The sequence below is a fragment of the Pseudomonas sp. REST10 genome, assembly GCF_029542605.1.
Taxonomy (GTDB): Bacteria; Pseudomonadota; Gammaproteobacteria; order Pseudomonadales; family Pseudomonadaceae; genus Aquipseudomonas; species Aquipseudomonas khazarica.
This window is the reverse complement of record NZ_CP035677.1, coordinates 2,813,167-2,834,220: the sequence shown is the minus strand read 5'-3', so window position 1 is coordinate 2,834,220 and position 21,054 is coordinate 2,813,167. Positions and strand designations below refer to the sequence as shown.

Below are 21,054 nucleotides of genomic sequence, written 5' to 3'. Positions count from 1 at the left end.
AATTACTCGCCAGGGGTTGCGTCATCGGTGCAGCCGGGTTTTCCAGCTGCATATTTTAGGCTTGGATCGACCATGGCACCGAAATGCTTGAGGGCTTCGGAGCCGATCAGAAGCGGGTATTGGAATGCACTTCGGTCGGTCAAGTTCACTTCAATTGTGCGCAGGGCCTGCCCCATGCACAGTTCAAGGTCGATTACAGGGCGCGCGGTGTAGGTCTTGCCCTCGTCCGGATCGTAGTCGCCGGCACGGCGTTTGATCTTGCTGATGCGCGCCAGAGGGCGCTCGATCGTGCGCTCGTGGGTGTCGTCGATGGCCAGCACGAAACGCACCCAGGTTTCCCCGTCGCGTTTGAAACGTTCGATGTCTCGGGCGCTGAGCGAGGCGGTCTTGGCGCCGGTGTCGAGCTTGGCTGCCACCTGGAGGTCGAGCTCTTCGATGTAGATGTATTCGTTCAGGCCATAGACGGACTTGCCCATGGCCAGAGCAGGGCAGGACAGGGTCAACAGGCAGAGCAGCAAGGAGAAGGGTTTCAGTCTCATGAGTCCTTGAGAGGTCTTGCCAGAAGAGGGTGATGAACAGTGCCTGGAGGCATCCTGCCAGACACTTGTCCGTCATGAAGTCTAGCAGGCGAGGCAGCGGGCGCTGGCCGGGCTTGAGTTCGGCGAATTCTAGCATGGGGATTTTCCATGCTGACAGACGCTTATGTAGCTTTCTGCAAGTAAGGTCGCGCTTTTCAGACCTGGCCGAGTTGAAAATATTGTCGACAATACTTTGGTCTGCTTTGACTGGTTCGGCTTTTGAGCGTAGTTTTGCGCCTATCGAAATGCTCTGGTGTCGACAATCATGCTGCTCGAATCGAATGAATTGGCCACGCCTCAGGCGGATTCGGAAACACTTTCCGAGCATGTCTTTCGCTTGATCCAGGCAGCCATCGTCAAGGGCGAGATCGCTCCTGGCAGCAAGATCTCCGAGCCGGAGCTGGCGCGTACCTATGGCATCAGTCGTGGCCCGTTGCGCGAGGCGATTCACCGCCTGGAAGGGCAGAAGCTGCTGGTGCGCGTCCCGCACGTGGGCGCACGGGTCGTATCGCTGAGCCATGCCGAGCTGATCGAGCTGTACGAGATCCGCGAATCGCTGGAAGGCATGGCCTGCCGCCTGGCCGCCGAGCGCATGACGCAGACGGAAATCGACGAGCTGCGCCGGGTGCTGGAACTGCACGAGCAGGACGCCGCGTTCAAGGCGGGGGTCGGCTACTACCAGCAGGAAGGCGACTTCGACTTCCACTACCGGATCATCCAGGGCAGCGGCAATCGCACCCTGGCCAAGCTGCTCTGCGACGAGCTGTATCAGCTGGTGCGCATGTATCGCCTGCAGTTTTCCGCGACGCCCAACCGGCCGCGCCAGGCGTTCGCCGAGCATCACCGCATTCTCGATGCCATCGCCGACCGTGACGGCGAACTGGCCGAACTGCTGATGCGCCGTCATATCGGCGCTTCCAAGCGCAACATCGAGCGCCACTACGTTGCCCAGAACGGGCAGGGCGCGCTCACCACTCCATCCAAGACCCGAGGTGATTCATGACTCAGCTTTCCGCCGGCCAGCGTTTCCGCCAGGCCCTCGCCATCGAGAGTCCGCTGCAGGTAATCGGTGCGATCAACGCCAACCACGCGCTGCTGGCCAAGCGCGCGGGCTTTCGCGCCATTTATCTGTCTGGCGGTGGTGTGGCGGCCGGCTCCCTCGGTTTGCCGGACCTGGGCATCAACACCCTGGATGACGTGCTGACCGACGTGCGGCGCATCACCGATGTCTGCGACCTGCCGCTGCTGGTGGACATCGACACCGGCTTCGGTCCCAGCGCCTTCAACATCGAGCGCACCATCAAGAACCTGATCAAGGCGGGTGCTGCCGCAGCGCACATCGAGGACCAGGTCGGCGCCAAGCGCTGCGGTCACCGTCCGGGCAAGGAAATCGTCTCCTGCGAAGAAATGGTCGACCGCGTGCGTGCCGCCGCAGACGCCAGGACCGACCCCGATTTCTTCCTCATCGCCCGCACCGACGCCATCCAGGCCGAAGGCGTGGACGCGGCCATCGAGCGTTGCCAGGCCTACGTCGAGGCCGGTGCCGACGGCATCTTCGCCGAGGCAGCGTACGACCTGCCGACCTACAAGCGTTTCGTCGATGCGCTGAACGTACCGGTACTGGCCAACATCACCGAGTTCGGTGCCACGCCGCTGTTCACCCGCGACGAACTGGCCTCGGTCGGCGTCGCCATCCAGCTCTATCCGCTGTCCGCCTTCCGCGCGGCGAACAAGGCGGCCGAGAGTGTCTACACCTCGATTCGCCAGAACGGCCACCAGAAGGACGTGATCGAGCTGATGCAGACCCGTGCCGAGCTCTATGACCGCATCGGCTATCACGCCTTCGAGCAGAAGCTCGATGCGCTGTTCGCCGCCGGCAAGAAATAAAGACAAGAACAAGGATTCGAGGAGATAACCATGAGTGCCACTGAAACCACCCCTGGCTTCAAACCGAAGAAGTCCGTCGCCCTGAGCGGCACCGCCGCCGGCAACACCGCGCTGTGCACCGTCGGCCGTACCGGTAACGACCTGCACTACCGTGGCTATGACGTGCTCGATTTCGCCAATCGCTGCGAGTTCGAGGAAATCGCCCACCTGCTGGTCCACGGCAAGTTGCCGAATGTCGCCGAGCTGGCCGGATACAAGGCCAAGCTCAAGGCGCTGCGTGGCCTGCCGGCCGGGGTCAAGGCCGCGCTGGAGCAGCTGCCGCCGTCCGCCCATCCGATGGACGTGATGCGTACCGCGGTGTCTGTGCTCGGTTGCCTGGCGCCGGAGAAGGACGACCACAACCATCCGGGTGCCCGCGACATTGCTGACAAGCTGATGGCCTCGCTGGGTTCGGCGCTGCTGTACTGGTACCACTACAGCCACAACGGCAAGCGTATCGAGGTGGACACCGACGATGACTCCATCGGCGGCCACTTCCTCCATCTGCTGCACGGCGAGAAACCGCGCGAGTCCTGGGTGCGTGCCATGCACACCTCGCTCAACCTGTACGCCGAGCATGAGTTCAATGCCTCGACCTTCACCTCGCGGGTGATCGCCGGCACCGGCTCGGACCTGTTCTCCTGCATCGCCGGTTCCATCGGTGCGCTGCGCGGGCCGAAGCACGGCGGCGCCAATGAGGTGGCCTTCGAAGTGCAGAAGCGCTACGACAGCCCGGACGAAGCCGAGGCCGACATCCGTGCCCGGGTCGAGCGCAAGGAGGTGGTGATCGGCTTCGGTCACCCGGTCTATACCGTCAGCGACCCGCGCAACAAGGTGATCAAGGAAGTGGCTCGCGAGCTCTCGGTGGAGCAGGGCAACAGCAAGATGTACGACATCGCCGAGCGCCTGGAGAGCGTGATGTGGGACATCAAGAAGATGTTCCCCAACCTCGACTGGTTCAGCGCCGTCAGCTACCACATGATGGGTGTGCCCACCGCGATGTTCACCCCGTTGTTCGTCATCGCCCGCACCGCCGGCTGGTCCGCGCACGTCATCGAGCAGCGCATCGACGGCAAGATCATCCGCCCGAGCGCCAACTACACAGGCCCCGAAGACCTGAAGTTCGTGCCGCTCAAGGATCGTAAATAATCATGACCGACACCGTGAATAGCCAATACCGCAAGCGCTTGCCCGGTACCGCGCTGGATTACTTCGACGCCCGTGAGGCGGTCGAGGCGATCCAGGCCGGCGCCTGGAGCAAGCTGCCCTACACCTCGCGCGTGCTCGCCGAGCAGCTGGTACGCCGCTGCGCGCCGCAGGACCTGACGGCGTCGCTGGAGCAACTGGTCTATCGCCGGCGCGACCTGGATTTCCCCTGGTATCCGGCGCGCGTGGTGTGCCACGACATCCTGGGCCAGACCGCGCTGGTCGACCTGGCCGGCCTGCGCGATGCCATCGCCGACAAGGGCGGCGACCCGGCCAAGGTCAACCCGGTGGTACCGACGCAACTGATCGTCGACCATTCCCTGGCCGTGGAAGCAGCGGGGTTCGATCCGGATGCGTTCGAGAAGAACCGCGCCATCGAGGACCGCCGCAACGAGGATCGCTTCCACTTCATCGACTGGACCAAGACCGCGTTCAAGAACGTCGACGTGATCCCGGCCGGCAACGGCATCATGCACCAGATCAACCTGGAGAAGATGAGCCCGGTGATCCAGGCGCGTGGCGGCATCGCGTTCCCCGACACCTGCGTCGGCACCGACTCGCACACGCCGCACGTCGACGCGCTGGGCGTGATCGCCATCGGCGTCGGCGGCCTGGAGGCCGAGACCGTGATGCTCGGCCATCCATCGATGATGCGCCTGCCCGATATCGTCGGCGTCGAACTGACCGGCAAACGCCAGCCGGGCATCACCGCTACCGATATCGTCCTGGCCCTGACCGAATTCCTGCGCAAGGAGCGCGTGGTGGGTGCCTACGTCGAGTTCTTCGGCGAAGGGGCCGACAGCCTGTCCATCGGCGACCGCGCGACGATCTCCAACATGTGCCCGGAATACGGCGCCACGGCCTCGATGTTCTATATCGACGAGCAGACCATCGATTACCTCAAGCTCACCGGTCGCGAGCCGGAGCAGGTGGCGCTGGTCGAGCACTACGCCAGGACCCTGGGGCTGTGGAGCGATGCGCTGACAAGCGCGGAGTACGAGCGGGTACTGCGTTTCGATCTGGGCAGCGTGGTGCGCAATATGGCGGGGCCGTCCAACCCGCATCGACGCCTGCCGACCTCGGCCCTGGCCGAGCGCGGCATCGCCGATGAAGCCAAGCTGCAGTCCGGCAAGGGCGAGGAAGCCGAGGGGCTGATGCCCGACGGCGCGGTGATCATCGCGGCCATCACCAGTTGCACCAACACCTCCAACCCGCGCAATGTCGTCGCGGCAGGTCTGGTGGCGAAGAAGGCCAATGCCCTGGGGCTGGTACGCAAGCCCTGGGTGAAGACCTCGTTCGCGCCAGGCTCGAAGGTCGCCAGGCTGTATCTGGAAGAGGCCGGCCTGCTGCCGGAGCTGGAGAAGCTCGGTTTCGGCATCGTCGCCTATGCCTGCACCACCTGCAACGGCATGTCCGGTGCGCTCGATCCGCAGATCCAGAAGGAGATCATCGACCGCGACCTGTACGCCACCGCCGTGCTCTCGGGCAACCGCAACTTCGACGGGCGTATCCATCCCTATGCCAAGCAGGCCTTCCTCGCTTCGCCGCCGCTGGTGGTGGCCTACGCCATCGCCGGCACCGTGCGCTTCGATATCGAGCAGGACGCGCTGGGTACCGATGCCAATGGCAATCCGGTCACCCTGAAGGACCTCTGGCCGAGCGACGAGGAGATCGATGCCATCGTCGCCGCCAGCGTGAAGCCGGAGCAGTTCCGCCAGATCTACATTCCGATGTTCGACCTCGGTAGCGTGCAGGAGGCGGAAAGCCCGCTGTACGACTGGCGACCGATGTCCACCTACATCCGCCGTCCGCCGTACTGGGAAGGCGCGCTGGCTGGCGAGCGCACGCTCAAGGGCATGCGTCCGCTGGCGATCCTGCCGGACAACATCACCACCGACCACCTGTCGCCGTCCAACGCCATCCTGGCGGACTCGGCGGCGGGCGAGTACCTGGCGAAGATGGGCCTGCCGGAGGAGGACTTCAACTCCTACGCCACCCACCGTGGCGATCACCTGACCGCGCAGCGTGCCACCTTCGCCAACCCGCAGCTGGTCAACGAGATGGTCGTGGTCGACGGGCAGGTCAAGAAGGGCTCGCTGGCCCGCGTGGAGCCGGAAGGCAAGGTCATGCGCATGTGGGAGGCGATCGAAACCTACATGAACCGCAAGCAGAACCTGATCATCGTTGCCGGTGCCGACTACGGCCAGGGCAGCTCGCGCGACTGGGCGGCCAAGGGTGTACGCCTGGCTGGCGTGGAAGTGATCGTCGCCGAAGGCTTCGAACGCATCCACCGTACCAACCTGGTGGGCATGGGCGTGCTGCCGGTGGAGTTCAAGCCGGGCGCGACCCGCCTGACCCTGGGCCTGGACGGCACCGAGACCTACGACATCGAAGGCGAGATTTCGCCGCGTTGCGAGCTGACCCTAGTGGTCAATCGCCATGACGGTGAAGTGCTCAAGGTGCCGGTGACCTGCCGCCTGGATACCGCTGCCGATGTCAGCGTGTACAAGGCCGGTGGTGTGCTGCAGCGCTTCGCCAAGGACTTCCTCGAAGGCGCGGTGGCCTGACCTTGCAGGGTGGATCACGCCCCATCCATCTGCCGTGGAATCCGCCACGGGGGATGGGGAGCGCCATCCACCCAGCGTCTGGCACGTAGTCCGGATGCAATCCGGGCATGACCAAATCTGCTTGCCCCGGATCGCATCCGGGCCACTTTTCAGGACTGCACTCATGGCTCATCTGCCGCAAGTGAAAATCCCCGCTACCTACATCCGTGGCGGTACCAGCAAGGGCGTGTTCTTTCGCCTGCAGGATCTGCCCGAGCGCTGCCAGGTGCCGGGCGAGGCGCGTGACCGGTTGTTCATGCGCGTCATCGGCAGTCCTGATCCCTATTCGGCGCATATCGATGGCATGGGCGGTGCGACCTCGTCCACGTCGAAATGCGTGATTCTGTCGGCCAGCAGTCAGCCGGAGCACGATGTCGATTACCTCTATGGCCAGGTCTCCATCGACAAGGCCTTCGTCGACTGGAGCGGCAACTGCGGCAACCTGTCCACGGCAGCGGGGGCGTTCGCCATCCATGCCGGCCTCGTGGACCCGGCGCGAATTCCGCAGAACGGCACCTGCGTGGTGCGCATCTGGCAGGCCAACATTCACAAGACCATCATCGCCCATGTGCCGATCAGCAACGGCCAGGTGCAGGAAACCGGCGATTTCGAGCTGGATGGGGTGACCTTTCCGGCGGCGGAGATCGTGCTGGAGTTCCTCGACCCGTCCGACGATGGCGAGGAGGGGGGCTCGATGTTCCCCACCGGCAACCTCGTCGACGACCTGGAGGTGCCTGGCATCGGCACCTTCAAGGCGACCCTGATCAGCGCCGGCATCCCCACGGTGTTCGTCAATGCCGAGGACATCGGCTACCAGGGCACCGAGCTGCGCGAGGCCATCAATGGCGACCCGGCGCAGCTGGCGCGTTTCGAGCAGATCCGCATCGCCGGTGCGCTGCGCATGGGCCTGATCGCGACTGCCGAGGAGGCTGCGACCCGTCAGCACACGCCGAAGATCGCCTTCGTCAGCCCACCCAAGGATTACCGCACCTCCAGCGGCAAGCAGGTGCAGGCCGGCGAGATCGACCTGCTGGTGCGTGCGCTGTCGATGGGCAAGCTGCACCACGCCATGATGGGCACCTGCGCGGTGGCCATCGGCACGGCGGCGGCGGTGCCGGGCACCCTGGTCAACCTGGCCGCCGGTGGTGGTGAGCGTGAAGCGGTGCGCTTCGGCCATCCGTCCGGCACCTTGCGCGTCGGTGCCGAGGCCCGGCAGGTCGAGGGGCAGTGGGCGGTGACCAAGGCGGTGATGAGCCGCAGCGCGCGCATCCTGATGGAAGGCTGGGTGCGGGTGCCGGGCGACAGCTTCTGAGTCGCTCAGTGCTGGCTGGTACCCAGCAACAGGCCGCCGGCGCCGACGAAGAAGGCGCCGGTGGTGCGGTTCAGGTTGCGCACGCCACGGGCACTGCGGATCAGGCGGCGAATCTGCAGGCCGAACAGCGCATAGAGCAGCGAGGCGGCGTATTCCGCCAGCAGATAGGTCGTGCCCAGATAGAGAAACTGCTCGGCGGCAGGCTGATCGGGGCGGATGAACTGCGGGAAGATCGCCGCGAACAACAGGATGGCCTTGGGGTTGCTGATGCCGATGAGGAATTCCTGGCGCGTCGCCAGCCACAGGGTGCGCCTGGGTTGCGTCAGACCTCGCTGTTCGTCCAGGGCGAAGGCGCGGCTGCGCCAGGCGCTGACACCCAGGTAGAGCAGGTAGGCGGCGCCGACCCACTTGATCGCGGTGAACAGCTGTTCGGAGGCCATCAGCATGGCGCCGAGGCCGACCGCCGAAATGAGCAGGAAGAAAGCGAATGCGATGACCCGCCCGGTGGTCGCCACTACGGCGGTCGTCACGCCATGGCGGATACCGTTGTTCATCGCGCAGAAGTTGTTGGGCCCCGGGGTGATGGCGATCAGCAGGGCGATCGGGGCGAACAGCACGGCATCGTTGAGCGTCATGGCGGGCTCGCGGCAGGTTATTTGAGACGGCGTTCCACGCCTTTTTCCACCAGGATCTTGGCGGAAATCTCTTCCACGGAGAAATGCGTGGAGTTGATGAAGGCGATGTTCTCGCGGCGGAACAGGCTTTCCACCTCGCGCACCTCGAACTCGCACTGCGCATAGCTGGCGTAGCGGCTGTTGGGTTTGCGCTCGTGGCGGATGGCGGTGAGGCGATCCGGGTCGATGGTCAGGCCGAACAGCTTGTCGCGGTACTTCTTCAGCGACTCGGGCAGCTGCAGGCGCTCCATGTCGTCTTCCGTCAGCGGATAGTTGGCGGCGCGGATGCCGTACTGCATGGCCATGTACAGGCAGGTGGGCGTTTTGCCGCAGCGCGACACGCCGACCAGGATCAGGTCGGCCTTGTCGTAATAGTGGGTGCGGGCGCCATCGTCGTTGTCCAGGGCGAAGTTCACCGCCTCGATGCGCTCCATGTAGTTGGAGTTCTGGCCAATGGAGTGCGACTTGCCGACGGAATAGGAGGAGTGCGAGCTCAACTCCTGCTCCAGCGGCGAGAGAAAGGTGGAGAAGATGTCGATCATGAAACCATTCGCGGTATCGAGGATCGCACGAATGTCACGGTTGACGATGGTGTCGAAGATGATCGGGCGCATGCCGTCTCTTTCGGCAGCGGCATCGATTTGTTGTACCATGGCGCGCGCTTTTTCGACGCTGTCGATATAAGGGCGGGTCAGTTTGGTGAACTGAATGTTCTCGAACTGCGCGAGCAGGCTCTGGCCCAGGGTTTCGGCCGTGATGCCGGTGCCGTCGGAGATGAAGAAAGCGGTTCGTTTCATTTGCGCCAAAGGCCTTAAGCTGAGTTCGATTCTTGGCTATGATAGGCCGCGTTTTTCGCCGGCCCCATGGGGTCTGGCATTGTTACTTATTCAAGGGCAAGGCCACAATCTTGCGGCAACCTGTCGCCGGAGCGTCCAGCCCCCCGAGAATTTGCGTGAAGGCTGCCAGCTGGAGCCCTGCAGGGCCGAAGTGCAGCGGGCTTCACGCGAGTTCTGAGCTTTTCCAACATTCTAGTGGAGAGATCACCTTGGTAGAGTACGTAGTTTCCCTCGATAAGCTCGGCGTCCACGATGTAGAGCATGTGGGGGGCAAAAACGCATCCCTCGGCGAGATGATCAGTAATCTGGCGGGTGCCGGCGTCTCGGTTCCCGGTGGTTTCGCCACGACCGCCCAGGCCTATCGCGATTTCCTCGAGCAGAGCGGCCTGAACGAGCGCATCCACGCCGCACTGGATGCACTGGACGTCGATGACGTCAACGCCCTGGCCAAGACCGGCGCAGAAATTCGCCAATGGGTGATGGACGCCGAATTTCCGGCCCGTCTCGATGCCGAGATCCGCGAAGCCTTCGCCGCCATGAGCGCCGGCAACGACAACATGGCGGTCGCCGTGCGTTCCTCCGCTACCGCCGAAGACCTGCCGGACGCGTCCTTCGCCGGCCAGCAGGAGACCTTCCTCAACATCCGTGGCGTGGACAACGTGATCCGCGCCGCCAAGGAGGTGTTCGCCTCCCTGTTCAACGACCGCGCTATCGCCTACCGCGTGCACCAGGGCTTCGACCACAAGCTGGTCGCCCTGTCCGCCGGCGTGCAGCGCATGGTGCGTTCGGAAACCGGCACCGCCGGCGTGATGTTCACCCTCGATACCGAGTCCGGCTTCCGTGACGTGGTGTTCATCACCGGTGCCTACGGCCTCGGCGAGACCGTGGTCCAGGGTGCGGTCAACCCCGACGAGTTCTACGTGCACAAGCCGACCCTGGAAGCCGGTCGCCCGGCGATCCTGCGTCGCAACCTGGGCAGCAAGGCGATCAAGATGGTCTATGGCGACGAAGCCAAGGCCGGCCGCTCGGTCAAGACCGTGGAAGTCGATCGCGCCGAGCGCGCCCGTTTCTGCATCAGCGATGCCGAGGTCAGCGAGCTGGCCAAACAGGCCCTGATCATCGAGAAGCACTACGGCCGCCCGATGGACATCGAGTGGGCCAAGGACGGTGACGACGGCAAGCTGTACATCGTGCAGGCCCGTCCGGAAACCGTGAAGAGCCGTTCCAGCGCCACCGTGATGGAGCGCTACCTGCTGAAAGAGAAGGGCACCGTGCTGGTGGAGGGTCGTGCCATCGGTCAGCGCATCGGCGCCGGCAAGGTCCGCGTTATCCACGACGTCTCCGAGATGGACAAGGTCCAGCCGGGCGACGTGCTGGTCTCCGACATGACCGACCCGGACTGGGAGCCGGTGATGAAGCGCGCCAGCGCCATCGTTACCAACCGCGGCGGGCGTACCTGCCACGCGGCGATCATCGCCCGTGAGCTGGGCATTCCGGCCGTGGTTGGCTGCGGCAACGCGACCAGCGTGCTGAAGGACGGCCAGGGCGTCACCGTTTCCTGCGCCGAAGGCGACACCGGTTTCATCTTCGAAGGCGAACTGGGCTTCGACATTCGCAAGAACTCGGTCGACGCCATGCCGGACCTGCCGTTCAAGATCATGATGAACGTCGGCAACCCGGACCGCGCCTTCGACTTCGCCCAGCTGCCCAACGAGGGCGTGGGCCTGGCCCGCCTGGAATTCATCATCAACCGCATGATCGGCGTGCACCCGAAAGCGCTGCTGAACTTCGCCGGCCTGCCGCCGGAGATCAAGGACAGCGTCGAGAAGCGCATCGCCGGTTACGGTGACCCGGTCGACTTCTACGTCGAGAAACTGGTCGAGGGCATCAGCACCCTGGCCGCGGCGTTCTGGCCGAAGAAGGTCATCGTGCGCCTGTCGGACTTCAAGTCCAACGAATACGCCAACCTGATCGGCGGCAAGCTGTACGAGCCGGAAGAAGAAAACCCGATGCTCGGCTTCCGTGGTGCCTCGCGCTACATCAGCGAGTCGTTCCGCGACTGCTTCGAGCTGGAGTGCCGCGCGCTGAAGAAAGTGCGCAACGAGATGGGCCTGACCAACGTCGAGATCATGGTGCCGTTCGTGCGTACCCTCGGCGAAGCCAGCCAGGTGGTCGAGCTGCTGGCCAGCAATGGTCTGTCCCGTGGTCAGGATGGCCTGAAGGTCATCATGATGTGCGAGCTGCCGTCCAACGCCCTGCTGGCCGATGAGTTCCTGGAGTTCTTCGATGGTTTCTCCATCGGTTCCAACGACCTCACCCAGCTGACCCTGGGCCTGGATCGCGACTCCGGCATCGTCGCGCACCTGTTCGATGAACGTAACCCGGCGGTGAAGAAGCTGCTGGCCAATGCCATTGCCGCCTGCAACAAGGCGGGCAAGTACATCGGCATCTGCGGTCAGGGCCCGTCGGACCACCCGGACCTGGCGCGCTGGCTGATGGAGCAGGGTATCGAGAGCGTGTCGCTGAACCCGGATTCGGTACTCGACACCTGGTTCTTCCTGGCTGAGGCCCAACCGGCCTAAGCGTCGCGATCGACCGAAGAAGGGCGGGTTGATCCCGCCCTTTTTTTGCTTTTCAGGCCGTTGAAAGCGATCGTGCAGACGCTCCCGACGGTTTTCGTTGCCTGCCATCCGAGCAGGCAGCCCCCTGGTCCGTCGCTGGCGGCGGCATGAATTGCTTTCGGCAGTTCTTTCGCATGCCGTTCAGCGCCATTGTGGTCTCCGTGGTCCATGCAGAGCAGTAGTGAGCTTTTCCCGGTATCTCTGATCAGCGCCGAGTTGCGTGGCGACCTCAGTGAGGACATCTACCTTCTCAAGCCCAACAACAGCCCGGACCCGAGTGTCGAGCTGGCGCTCACGCGTCTCGGGCCGGCCCGCCACGAGGGTGGCCGTGGTGTGCCCGTGGTGTTGTTGCATGGCAGCTTCTCCAACCGACGCTTCTGGTACTCGCCCAAGGGCATCGGTCTGGGTGCGCACCTGGCGCGGGCCGGTTTCGATGTGTGGATCGCCGAAATGCGCGGTCATGGCCTGTCGCCGCGCAACGAGTGCTACAGCAGCAACAGCGTGGCCCAGTACGTGCGTTACGACCTGCCGGCCATCGCCGACTTCATCTTCGAGCAGAGCGGCCAGGTGCCGCACTGGATCGGTCACTCGCTGGGCGGGGTGATCCTGGCCGCCGCATTGGGCGGTGGCTATCTCGACGAGACACGGGCGCGCTCGGCAGCACTGTTCGGCAGTCAGATCAGCCGCATCTACTGGCCGCTGAAAATCCCGCCGGTGGAGTGGGGCAGCCGCCTGTTGTTGCGCGCCTTTCCCTACCTGTCCGGGCGGCGTCTCAAGCGCGGTCCTGAGGACGAGCCCGTCGGACTGGCGTTGGAGACCCTGCGCTGGTTGCGCCTGTTCGGGCGTTTCGCCGACGACGAGCGGGACTGGTGGGCCGGGCTTGCCGAGGTGCGCCTGCCGCTGCTCGCGGTGAGTGCCGCCGGCGACCACCAGGACCCGGCCTGGGCCTGTCGCAAGCTGCTCGAGCAGTGCTCGGCGGCGGGCTCTGAGTTTCTCCTGCTGGGCAAGACGGCTGGCTTCTCCAGCGATTTCGGTCATATCGAGATGCTGGTCAGCAAGGAGGCGCAGCGCGAGGTATGGCCGCTCGCCGAATACTGGTTGCAGCACCTGCGATTGCCCGATGGCTTCGCCGAGCGAGGCGCCAGCCAGGACGCTTGAGGGGTTGCGGGCGTTTCTTCATGGCGCGCTTGACGCTAATATGTGACGCATCAGGCGCAGCCGGTCATTTTCAGTATTTGTTGCCAGTCACTCGTTCGCTGGGCGCAGCCGCATTGCGCTGAATTGTCCCGGCGAGCGCGGGTCAATGAAGGTGACCCCGGCGCCAGCCGCCCTTGCTTATCCAATGTCGAAAGGAGTTCTGTCATGCACTACGTCACCCCCGATCTGTGCGATGCGTACCCGGAGCTGGTTCAGGTGGTCGAGCCGATGTTCGCCAACTATGGCGGCCGCGATTCCTTTGGTGGCCAGATCGTCACGATCAAGTGCCACGAAGACAACTCCCTGGTGAAGGAGCAGGTCGACCTGCCCGGTCAGGGCAAGGTACTGGTGGTGGACGGTGGCGGCTCCCTGCGCCGTGCGCTGCTCGGCGACATGCTCGCAGAGAAGGCGGCCAAGAACGGCTGGGAAGGCATCGTGGTGTATGGCTGCATCCGTGACGTCGACGTGATCGCGCAGACCGATCTCGGCGTGCAGGCGCTGGCCAGCCATCCGATGAAGACCGACAAGCGCGGTATCGGCGACCTCAACGTGGCAGTGACCTTCGGTGGCGTCACCTTCAAGCCGGGTGAGTACCTGTACGCCGACAACAACGGCGTCATCGTGTCGCCGCAAGCCCTGACCATGCCGGAGTGAGTGCGATGCCGGGGCCGACTGCCGCGCTGCTGCATGCCTTCGTGCTCGACGGGCAGGGCGGTGCGCGCAGCATCGAGCGCAGCCAGCTGGACAGCCTGCAACTGGCCGAGCAGGAAAGCCTCTGGCTGCACTGGGATCGTAGCCAGGAGCAGGCGCAGCGCTGGCTGCGCGAGAGCAGCGGGCTGGACGAATTCAGCTGCGACCTGCTGCTGGAGGAGAACACCAGGCCGCGCCTGCTGCCCTTACCGGACCATGAGCTGCTGGTGTTTCTGCGGGGTATCAACCGCAACCCAGGAGCCGAGCCGGAGGACATGGTCTCGGTGCGCATCTTCGCCGATGCCAGGCGCATCATCTCCCTGCGTCTGCGCCCGCTGCTGGCGACCGACGCGCTGATCGCCGATCTGCAGGCCGGCAAGGGCCCCAGAACCTCCTCCGAGCTGCTGCTGGAGCTGGCGCGCCACCTGACCAGTCGCGTCGACGATCTGGTGACCGAGCTGAGCGAGCAACTCGATGACGAGGAAGACCGTCTCGACGAAGATGAATGCTACCGCCCGGATCACGGCCTGATGCTGCAGGTGCGCCGACGTGCTGCCAGCCTGCGCCGGTTCCTGGCGCCGCAGCGTGACCTGTATGCGCAGCTGGCACGCAACAAGCAGCCGTGGTTCGTCGAGGACGACGATGACTACTGGAACGAGCTCAACAACAGGCTGACGCGTTACCTGGAGGAACTGGAGCTGATCCGTGAGCGGGTCGGCCTGGTGCTCGAGGCGGAAAGCAGCCGGCTTGGCGAGCGCATGAATCGGATCATGTACCGCTTCACGGTGATTACCGGCCTGTTCCTGCCGCTGAGCTTCCTGACCGGGCTGCTGGGCATCAACGTCGGCGGCATTCCGGGGGCTGACAATCCCACCGGTTTCTTCGTCGCCTGCGGCCTGATGCTGCTGCTGGCGGTGGGGCAGTTGTTGCTTTTCCGCCGCTGGCGCTGGCTGTGATGTGTGACTCATTGCCCGGCCATGACGTCTAGCCGTGACATCCCGTGAGGTGCGCATGCACGATCCATTTGAAGAATCTCTACGCGATTTGCTCAAGTCCTCGCCGTCCAGCCATGACGACGATGCCTGTCTGCACCGGGTTCTCAAGACCGCCAACCGGCAAGTCGGTGCGGGCGATCTGTTCAGCCTGATGGGGCACTGGGCACAGGCCTTGATGATCGCCCTGAACAACGGTTCGGCGCATGTGGCGCCGGTTTCGCGCCGTACCCAATCCTCTGCTGCTGCTGATAAGGCTGATTGAAATGGAACTCGACCCCTGGACCCAAAGCCTGATTTCCGCGATGACCGCACTCTGGACCAAGGTTGCCGGCTTCATTCCCAACCTGTTCGTTGCGCTGGTGCTGGTGCTGCTCGGCTTCGTCGTCGCCAAGCTGCTTGATACCCTGCTGTCCAAGCTGCTGGGCAAGGTCGGCCTTGATCGCCTGATGACCGGCACCGGCCTGACCAAGATGCTGGCCCGCGTGGGCATTCACGCCTCGGTGTCGACCCTGATCGGCAAGATCGTCTACTGGTTCGTGCTGCTGATCTTCCTGGTCTCGGCCGCGGAGTCCCTCGGCCTGCAACGCGTGTCCGCCACGCTCGACGTGCTGGCACTGTACCTGCCCAAGGTGTTCGGTGCCGCATTGGTGCTGCTCGCCGGCGTGCTGCTGGCACAACTGGTCAGCAGCCTGGTGCGTGGCGCCGCAGAAGGCGTGGGTCTGGAGTACGCGCACGGTCTTGGCCGCGTGGCCCAGGGCCTGGTGATCATCATCAGCATCTCCGTGGCCATCGGTCAGCTGGAAGTCAAGACCGACCTGCTCAACAACGTCATCGCCATCGTCCTGATTTCCGTCGGGCTGGCGGTTGCACTGGCCCTGGGCCTGGGCAGTCGGGATATCGCCAGCCAGATTCTGGCAGGCATTTATGTGCGCGAGTTGTACCAGGTCGGGCAACAAGTGCAGGTGGGTGATGTCGAAGGGCAGATCGAAGAGATCGGCACGGTGAAAACCACCTTGCTCACCGACAGCGGTGAGCTGGTATCCGTCGCGAATCGAGTGATGCTCGAGCAACGCGTGAACAGTCGCTGACGCCAATCTGTTATTTTATGTAGCTGCCCGGCAAGGTGTGACCTGTCGGGCACTTTTCGTCCTGACCGTCGGCCCGACCCGTTTTGAACAAAGCTCAGCCACTGCCCAAGCGCTACGACCCCCGCGAGCTCACCGATGAAGAGCTGGTGACGCGCGCCCACGACGAGCTGTTTCACATCACGCGTGCTTACGAAGAGCTGATGCGTCGCTACCAGCGCACGTTATTCAATGTGTGCGCACGTTATTTAGGGAACGAAAGGGACGCTGATGATGTCTGTCAGGAAGTCATGCTTAAAGTGCTCTATGGCCTGAAGAACTTCGAAGGCAAGTCCAAGTTCAAGACCTGGCTGTACAGCATTACCTACAACGAGTGCATTACGCAGTATCGAAAAGAGCGGCGTAAGCGTCGATTGATTGACGCCTTAAGTTTGGACCCACTTGAAGAAGCGTCCGACGAAAAGACTCCCAAGGTCGAGGAGCGAGGCGGTCTGGACCGCTGGCTGGTCCATGTCAATCCGATCGACCGAGAGATTCTCGTGTTGCGTTTTGTTGCAGAACTCGAGTTTCAAGAGATTGCAGACATCATGCACATGGGCTTGAGCGCGACGAAGATGCGCTACAAGCGAGCATTGGATCGGTTGCGGGATAAATTTTCGGAAACTTCCGAAACTTAGTTCAGCTTTCCGACCACTAAGGGGATGGCGAGACCTGATAAAATCGCCGCCAAGTTGCCGACTGATTTACCTGGCAACTGACTAACCACCAAGATGGGGATTTAACGGATGAAAGTAAAAAACACCTTGGGCGTTGTGATTGGCTCTATCGTTGCCGCAACTTCCTTCGGCGCGCTGGCGCAAGGCCAAGGCGCTGTCGAGGTGGAGGGTTTCGTCAATCGCTACTTCGCCGACTCTCAGCGTGACTTCGCTCACGACGAAGGCAACCTGTTCGGCGGCAGCATCGGCTACTACCTGACCGACGATGTCGAACTGGCACTGTCCTATGGCGAGTACCACGACCTGCGTGGCGAAGGTTCTGCCGGTAGCAAGAACATCAAGGGCAACCTGACCGACCTGAAGGCCATCTACCACTTCGGCCAGCCGACTGCCGGTCTGCGTCCGTACGTGTCTGCCGGTTTCGGTCATCAGAGCATCGGCGACGCCAACGGCAGTGGTCGTAACCACTCCACCCTGGCTATCGCAGGCGCTGGCGCCAAGTACTACTTCACCGAGATGTTCTATGCCCGCGCTGGCGTGGACGCTCTGTACAACATCGACCAGGGCGACACCGAGTGGCAAGCCGGCGTCGGTGTGGGTCTGAACTTCGGTGGTGGCAGCAAGCCGGCTCCGGCTCCGGTCGTCGCCGCTGTCGAGCCGACTCCCGAGCCTGCTCCGGAACCGGCCATGGAAACCGTTCGTGTCGAGCTGGACGTCAAGTTCGACTTCGACAAGGACCGCGTGAAAGAAGAAAGCTACGGTGACATCAAGAACCTGGCTGACTTCATGAACCAGTACCCGCAGACCACCACCACCGTCGAAGGTCACACCGACTCCGTCGGTAGCGATGCTTACAACCAGGGTCTGTCCGAGCGTCGTGCCAACGCCGTGCGTAACGTGCTGGTCAACCAGTACGGTGTGGACGGTGAGCGCGTGAACGCTGTTGGCTACGGCGAGACTCGCCCGGTTGCCGACAACGCCAGCGACTCCGGCCGCGCCATCAACCGTCGCGTTGAAGCCGAAGTGGAAGCCCAGATCAAGCAGTAATGCATCTGGCGCTCTGAGAAAACCCGGCTTCGGCCGGGTTTTTCTTTTTCTGCGCGCTCATCCGTGCGCCAGCTGCGCAAGATCCAGCGTGGCACGTTGCTGCACGACCTCGCCGATGACCAGGATCGCCGGGCTCTTCAGGGCGAAGGCTGCCGCATCGTCGAGGATGCTGGCGAGGCGGCTGCGGCATTCGCGCTGCTGAGGTAGCGAGGCGCTCTCGATCATCGCCACCGGCATCTCGCCCGGCATGCCACCGGCGAGCAGTCCCGTGCGGATGTCCGCCAGTTTCGCCACGCCCATGTAGATCACCAGCGTCGTGCCGCTCTGCGCCAGCGCGGCCCAGTTCAATGCGCTGTCGTCCTGGGTGTGGGCGGTCAGCAGGGTCACGCCACGGGCCGTGCCACGCAGGGTCAGGGGGATGCCGCAGCTGGTCGCGCCTGCCAGGCCGGCGGTGATGCCATTGACGATCTCCACCTCGATGCCACGTGCGGCCAGCCAGCCCGCTTCTTCGCTGCCGCGGCCGAAGATGCACGGGTCGCCACCTTTCAGGCGTACCACGCATTTGCCCTGGCGGGCATAACGCAGCATCAGGCGATGAATGAAGGCCTGCGGCGTGGAGCGGCATCCGCCACGCTTGCCCACCGGGATGATGCGCGCTGCGTGGCTGTGTTCGAGCACGGCCGGGTTGACCAGATCGTCGATCAGGACGATCTCGGCCTGCCGCAGTGCCTTGACCGCCTTGAGGGTGAGCAGCTCCGGGTCACCGGGGCCTGCGCCTACCAGCCAGACTTTTGCACTCATGTCAGGTTCCTCACAGGGTTTGCGCGACTGGCCGGGTGGCCAGCAGGCGCTTGATTTCGGGGACGCAGGAGCCGCAGCTGGTGCCGCAACCGAGCGCCTGCTTCAGGTCATCCAGGTCGAGACCGCTGGCAATGCCGGCGCGGACCTTGGCCTCGCTGACGTTCAGGCAATTGCACAGGACCTTGCTGGGCGCTGCACTGACGTTGCCGGGTGGCGCCGACAGGGGGGCGAGCAGCCAGCGCTGCTGATCGCCTGCGAGTCGCCCGTCCTGCCACACGCTGCGTAGCCACTGGCCGGCGAGCGTTTCGCCGGCCAGCCGGAAACCGGCGATTCGGCCGTCGTCCAGGCGTACGCGCTTGCTGATGGATCGGCTCGGGTCGTCATAGGCCAGGATCGGTCCGCTGCTGAGCTGCAGCAGCTGATCGATCCGCTCGAGCAGCTCCGGGGCAGGGGGCTCGGCACTGGCTGCACGGATCAGCAGTGCCGGTCGTTCGCGGCCGGTCGGTACCAGGCTGGCGTAGGCGAACGCCTCGAACAGTGGGCGCAGGGTCTGCAAGCGGTTCTGCACCTCGCCCTCGACCAGCGCGACGAGGCGCCAGGGCAGCTCGGCCTTGCTGACTTCGACGCAGGCATGCTTGAGCTCGGGCTGTCTGGACAGCGGATCGACGGCGGGCAGGGTCAGTGCGTTGCTCCCCAGTCCCTTGAGAAATCGCTTGCCCCAGTGCATAGGCAGCCAGGCCTGGCCAGGTCGCAGGGCATCGTCTGCCTGTACCGGCAGGATCAGGCTGCCGCGGCGGCTGCTGAGTGTGATCAGGTCGCCGTCCTGCAGCTGGCGGCGTTGCAGGTCTTCGGGGTGCAGGCTCAGTGTCGCGGCTTCGACATGACCGAACAGGCGGGAGGCCGTGCTGGTGCGGCTCATGCCGTGCCACTGGTCGCGCAGGCGCCCGCTATTGAGGATCAGCGGGTAGTCGGGAGTGCAGGGCTCCTGGGGCGCCAGGTAGGGATCGGCATGGAAGCGGGCGCGGCCGGAGTCGTGCGGGAAGCGGCCATCCGTGTAGAGGCGGGTGGTGCCTTGATCAGCGCCGGGCGGAAATGGCCACTGCTGCGGGCCCTGTTCGTCCAGGCGTGCGTAGCTTAGCCCGGACAGGTCGAGGTCGCGCCCTCGGCTCAGTGATTTGTATTCCTCGAACAAGGCCTCGGCGCTGCTGAAGTCGAACAGGCTGGGGCGTTCGGGGTGCAGGCGCTTTTCCAGGCGGCGGGCGAAGTCGCAGGTGATCGACCAGTCGGCGCGAGCCTGGCCCGGGGCCGGCACGGCAGGGCGCACATGGCTGACGCGGCGCTCGGAATTGGTCACCGTGCCTTCCTTCTCGCCCCAGCTGGCGGCGGGCAGCAGCAGGTCGGCATGCTCGCAGGTCTCGGTGTGGCGAAAGGCTTCCTGGACCACCACGAACGGGCAGGCGGCCAGGGCCTCGTGCACCCTGTGCTGGTTGGGCAGCGACTGGGCTGGGTTGGTGCAGGCGACCCACAGCGCCTTGATGCGCCCGGCGTGCAGCGCATCGAACAGCTCGATGGCGGGCAGGCCTGCAGTGCTCGGCAGCTGTTCGATGCCCCAGTAGGCGGCCACTTCGGCACGGTGCTCGGGGTTGGCCGCATCGCGGTGTCCCGGCAGCAGATTGCTCAGGCTGCCGGTCTCACGGCCGCCCATGGCATTCGGCTGGCCGGTGAGGGAGAAGGGCCCGGCACCGGCCTTGCCGATCTGCCCGGTGGCCAGGTGCAGGTTGATCAGTGCGCTGTTCTTGGCACTGCCGGCGCTGGACTGGTTCAGCCCCATGCACCACAGCGAGAGGAAGCTCGGCGACTGACCGATCCAGCGCGCGCAGGTGAGCAGGTCGGCGCGGCTGATCTGGCAGAGCTCCGCGACCCTGGCCGGCGTATAGTCGCGTACATGTCGCTCCAGGGCGGCGAAGCCCTCGGTATGCGCGTCGATGAAGTGCCGATCGATCCAGCCTTCCTGCAGCAGCACATGGAGGATGCCGTGAAACAGCGCGACGTCGCTGCCCGGCTGCAGCGCCAGGTGCAGGTCGGCCAGCTCGCAGGTCTCGGTACGCCGGGGGTCGACGACGATGATCTTCATCTGTGGGCGTCTGGCCTTGGCCTCCTCCAGGCGACGGAACAGCACGGGATGGGCGTAGGCCATGTTGGACCCGGCGATCAGCAGGCAGTCGCTCTGCTCGATGTCGCTGTAGGAGCAGGGCGGCGCATCGCTGCCGAGGCTGCGCTTGTAGCCGACGACGGCAGAACTCATGCACAGGCGCGAGTTGGAGTCGATGTTGTGGGTGCCGACCACCGCGCGGGCCAGCTTGTTGAAGGCGTAGTAGTCCTCGGTGAGCAGCTGCCCGGATATGTAGAACGCGACGCTGTCGGGGCCGTGCTGGCGGATGGTCTCGGCGAATACCGTGGCGGCATGATCCAGCGCGCTGTCCCAGTCCGTGCGCGAGCGTGCCAGGCTCTTGCCCAGGCGCAGCTCGGGGTAGAGTGCGCGGGCATCGAGGTCGCCGGTCAGGTGCAGGGTCGAACCCTTGCTACACAGTCGACCGTAGTTGGCAGGATGCTCCGGATCACCGCTGACGCCGAGAATCCGTGCGCCGTCGTGTTCGATCAGTACTCCGCAGCCGACGCCGCAATAGCAGCAGGTGGAGGCGGTGACATGGTGGCTGGTCATTGCTGACACTCCTTGCGGCGGCCGCCGGGCCGCTCAGGCGCA

The 21,054-nt window shown here is 64.2% G+C and carries 18 protein-coding genes; 13 read left to right on the top strand and 5 right to left on the bottom strand.

The window, feature by feature from the left end:
- Window positions 1–2: 2 nt before the first annotated feature.
- Window positions 3–539, bottom strand: coding sequence for an ATP-dependent zinc protease (locus tag EWH21_RS13415; RefSeq protein WP_037047706.1), 537 nt, complete (start codon window positions 537–539; stop codon window positions 3–5).
- Window positions 540–843: 304 nt separating this feature from the next.
- On the opposite strand from EWH21_RS13415, the gene EWH21_RS13410 reads away from it, so the two are divergent.
- The 5 genes from EWH21_RS13410 (at window position 844) to prpF (ending at window position 7,628) form a co-directional block, all read left to right on the top strand.
- Window positions 844–1,581, top strand: a complete 738-nt coding sequence (locus EWH21_RS13410) for a GntR family transcriptional regulator (protein WP_277698546.1) — start codon at window positions 844–846, stop codon at window positions 1,579–1,581.
- A complete protein-coding gene (gene prpB / locus EWH21_RS13405; RefSeq protein ID WP_037047702.1) occupies window positions 1,578–2,465 on the top strand; it encodes a methylisocitrate lyase in 888 nt (295 codons plus the stop codon). The genes EWH21_RS13410 and prpB overlap by 4 nt, the downstream gene beginning before the upstream one ends.
- A 30-nt stretch (window positions 2,466–2,495) precedes the next feature.
- Window positions 2,496–3,653, top strand: a complete 1,158-nt coding sequence (gene prpC, locus EWH21_RS13400) for a 2-methylcitrate synthase (protein WP_037047700.1) — start codon at window positions 2,496–2,498, stop codon at window positions 3,651–3,653.
- Window positions 3,654–3,667: 14 nt separating this feature from the next.
- Complete coding sequence (acnD, locus tag EWH21_RS13395; RefSeq protein ID WP_277700615.1) at window positions 3,668–6,277, top strand: Fe/S-dependent 2-methylisocitrate dehydratase AcnD; 2,610 nt, start codon at window positions 3,668–3,670, stop codon at window positions 6,275–6,277.
- Window positions 6,278–6,440: 163 nt separating this feature from the next.
- Window positions 6,441–7,628, top strand: a complete 1,188-nt coding sequence (gene prpF / locus EWH21_RS13390; protein WP_179554232.1) for a 2-methylaconitate cis-trans isomerase PrpF — start codon at window positions 6,441–6,443, stop codon at window positions 7,626–7,628.
- Window positions 7,629–7,633: 5 nt separating this feature from the next.
- On the opposite strand, the gene EWH21_RS13385 is transcribed toward prpF, so the two are convergent.
- Window positions 7,634–8,263 carry a LysE family translocator gene (locus EWH21_RS13385; RefSeq protein ID WP_277698545.1) on the bottom strand — a complete coding sequence of 210 codons (630 nt, stop codon included), beginning with the start codon at window positions 8,261–8,263 and terminating at the stop codon, window positions 7,634–7,636.
- Window positions 8,264–8,280: 17 nt separating this feature from the next.
- Window positions 8,281–9,099, bottom strand: a complete 819-nt coding sequence (locus EWH21_RS13380) for a pyruvate, water dikinase regulatory protein (protein WP_037047682.1) — start codon at window positions 9,097–9,099, stop codon at window positions 8,281–8,283.
- A gap of 248 nt (window positions 9,100–9,347) precedes the next feature.
- On the opposite strand from EWH21_RS13380, the gene ppsA reads away from it, so the two are divergent.
- The 8 genes from ppsA (at window position 9,348) to EWH21_RS13340 (ending at window position 17,489) form a co-directional block, all read left to right on the top strand.
- Window positions 9,348–11,720, top strand: a complete 2,373-nt coding sequence (ppsA, locus tag EWH21_RS13375) for a phosphoenolpyruvate synthase (RefSeq protein WP_037047680.1) — start codon at window positions 9,348–9,350, stop codon at window positions 11,718–11,720.
- Window positions 11,721–11,927: 207 nt separating this feature from the next.
- The gene (locus tag EWH21_RS13370; RefSeq protein WP_277698544.1) at window positions 11,928–12,917 is read left to right on the top strand and encodes an alpha/beta fold hydrolase; all 990 of its coding nucleotides are present in this window, start codon (window positions 11,928–11,930) and stop codon (window positions 12,915–12,917) included.
- 204 nt (window positions 12,918–13,121) lie between these two features.
- Window positions 13,122–13,610 (top strand): ribonuclease E activity regulator RraA, encoded by a 489-nt coding sequence (rraA, locus tag EWH21_RS13365; protein ID WP_152488791.1) that lies wholly within the window; start codon window positions 13,122–13,124, stop codon window positions 13,608–13,610.
- 5 nt (window positions 13,611–13,615) lie between these two features.
- On the top strand, window positions 13,616–14,602 hold the full coding sequence (locus EWH21_RS13360) for a zinc transporter ZntB (RefSeq protein ID WP_152488790.1): 987 nt from the start codon (window positions 13,616–13,618) through the stop codon (window positions 14,600–14,602).
- 55 nt (window positions 14,603–14,657) lie between these two features.
- A complete protein-coding gene (locus EWH21_RS13355) occupies window positions 14,658–14,903 on the top strand; it encodes a hypothetical protein (protein WP_047593145.1) in 246 nt (81 codons plus the stop codon).
- Between the two features lies 1 nt (window position 14,904).
- Complete coding sequence (locus tag EWH21_RS13350) at window positions 14,905–15,729, top strand: mechanosensitive ion channel domain-containing protein (protein ID WP_037047666.1); 825 nt, start codon at window positions 14,905–14,907, stop codon at window positions 15,727–15,729.
- Between the two features lie 83 nt (window positions 15,730–15,812).
- A complete protein-coding gene (gene sigX, locus EWH21_RS13345; protein WP_152488789.1) occupies window positions 15,813–16,403 on the top strand; it encodes an RNA polymerase sigma factor SigX in 591 nt (196 codons plus the stop codon).
- 108 nt (window positions 16,404–16,511) lie between these two features.
- A complete protein-coding gene (locus tag EWH21_RS13340; RefSeq protein ID WP_037047661.1) occupies window positions 16,512–17,489 on the top strand; it encodes an OmpA family protein in 978 nt (325 codons plus the stop codon).
- A 57-nt stretch (window positions 17,490–17,546) separates the two neighbouring features.
- Here the strand turns inward: EWH21_RS13340 and cobA are convergent, their stop codons facing one another.
- Window positions 17,547–18,290 (bottom strand): uroporphyrinogen-III C-methyltransferase, encoded by a 744-nt coding sequence (gene cobA / locus EWH21_RS13335; RefSeq protein WP_277698543.1) that lies wholly within the window; start codon window positions 18,288–18,290, stop codon window positions 17,547–17,549.
- A 10-nt stretch (window positions 18,291–18,300) separates the two neighbouring features.
- Window positions 18,301–21,012, bottom strand: a complete 2,712-nt coding sequence (locus EWH21_RS13330; protein WP_277698542.1) for a nitrate reductase — start codon at window positions 21,010–21,012, stop codon at window positions 18,301–18,303.
- Window positions 21,013–21,054: the final 42 nt, after the last annotated feature.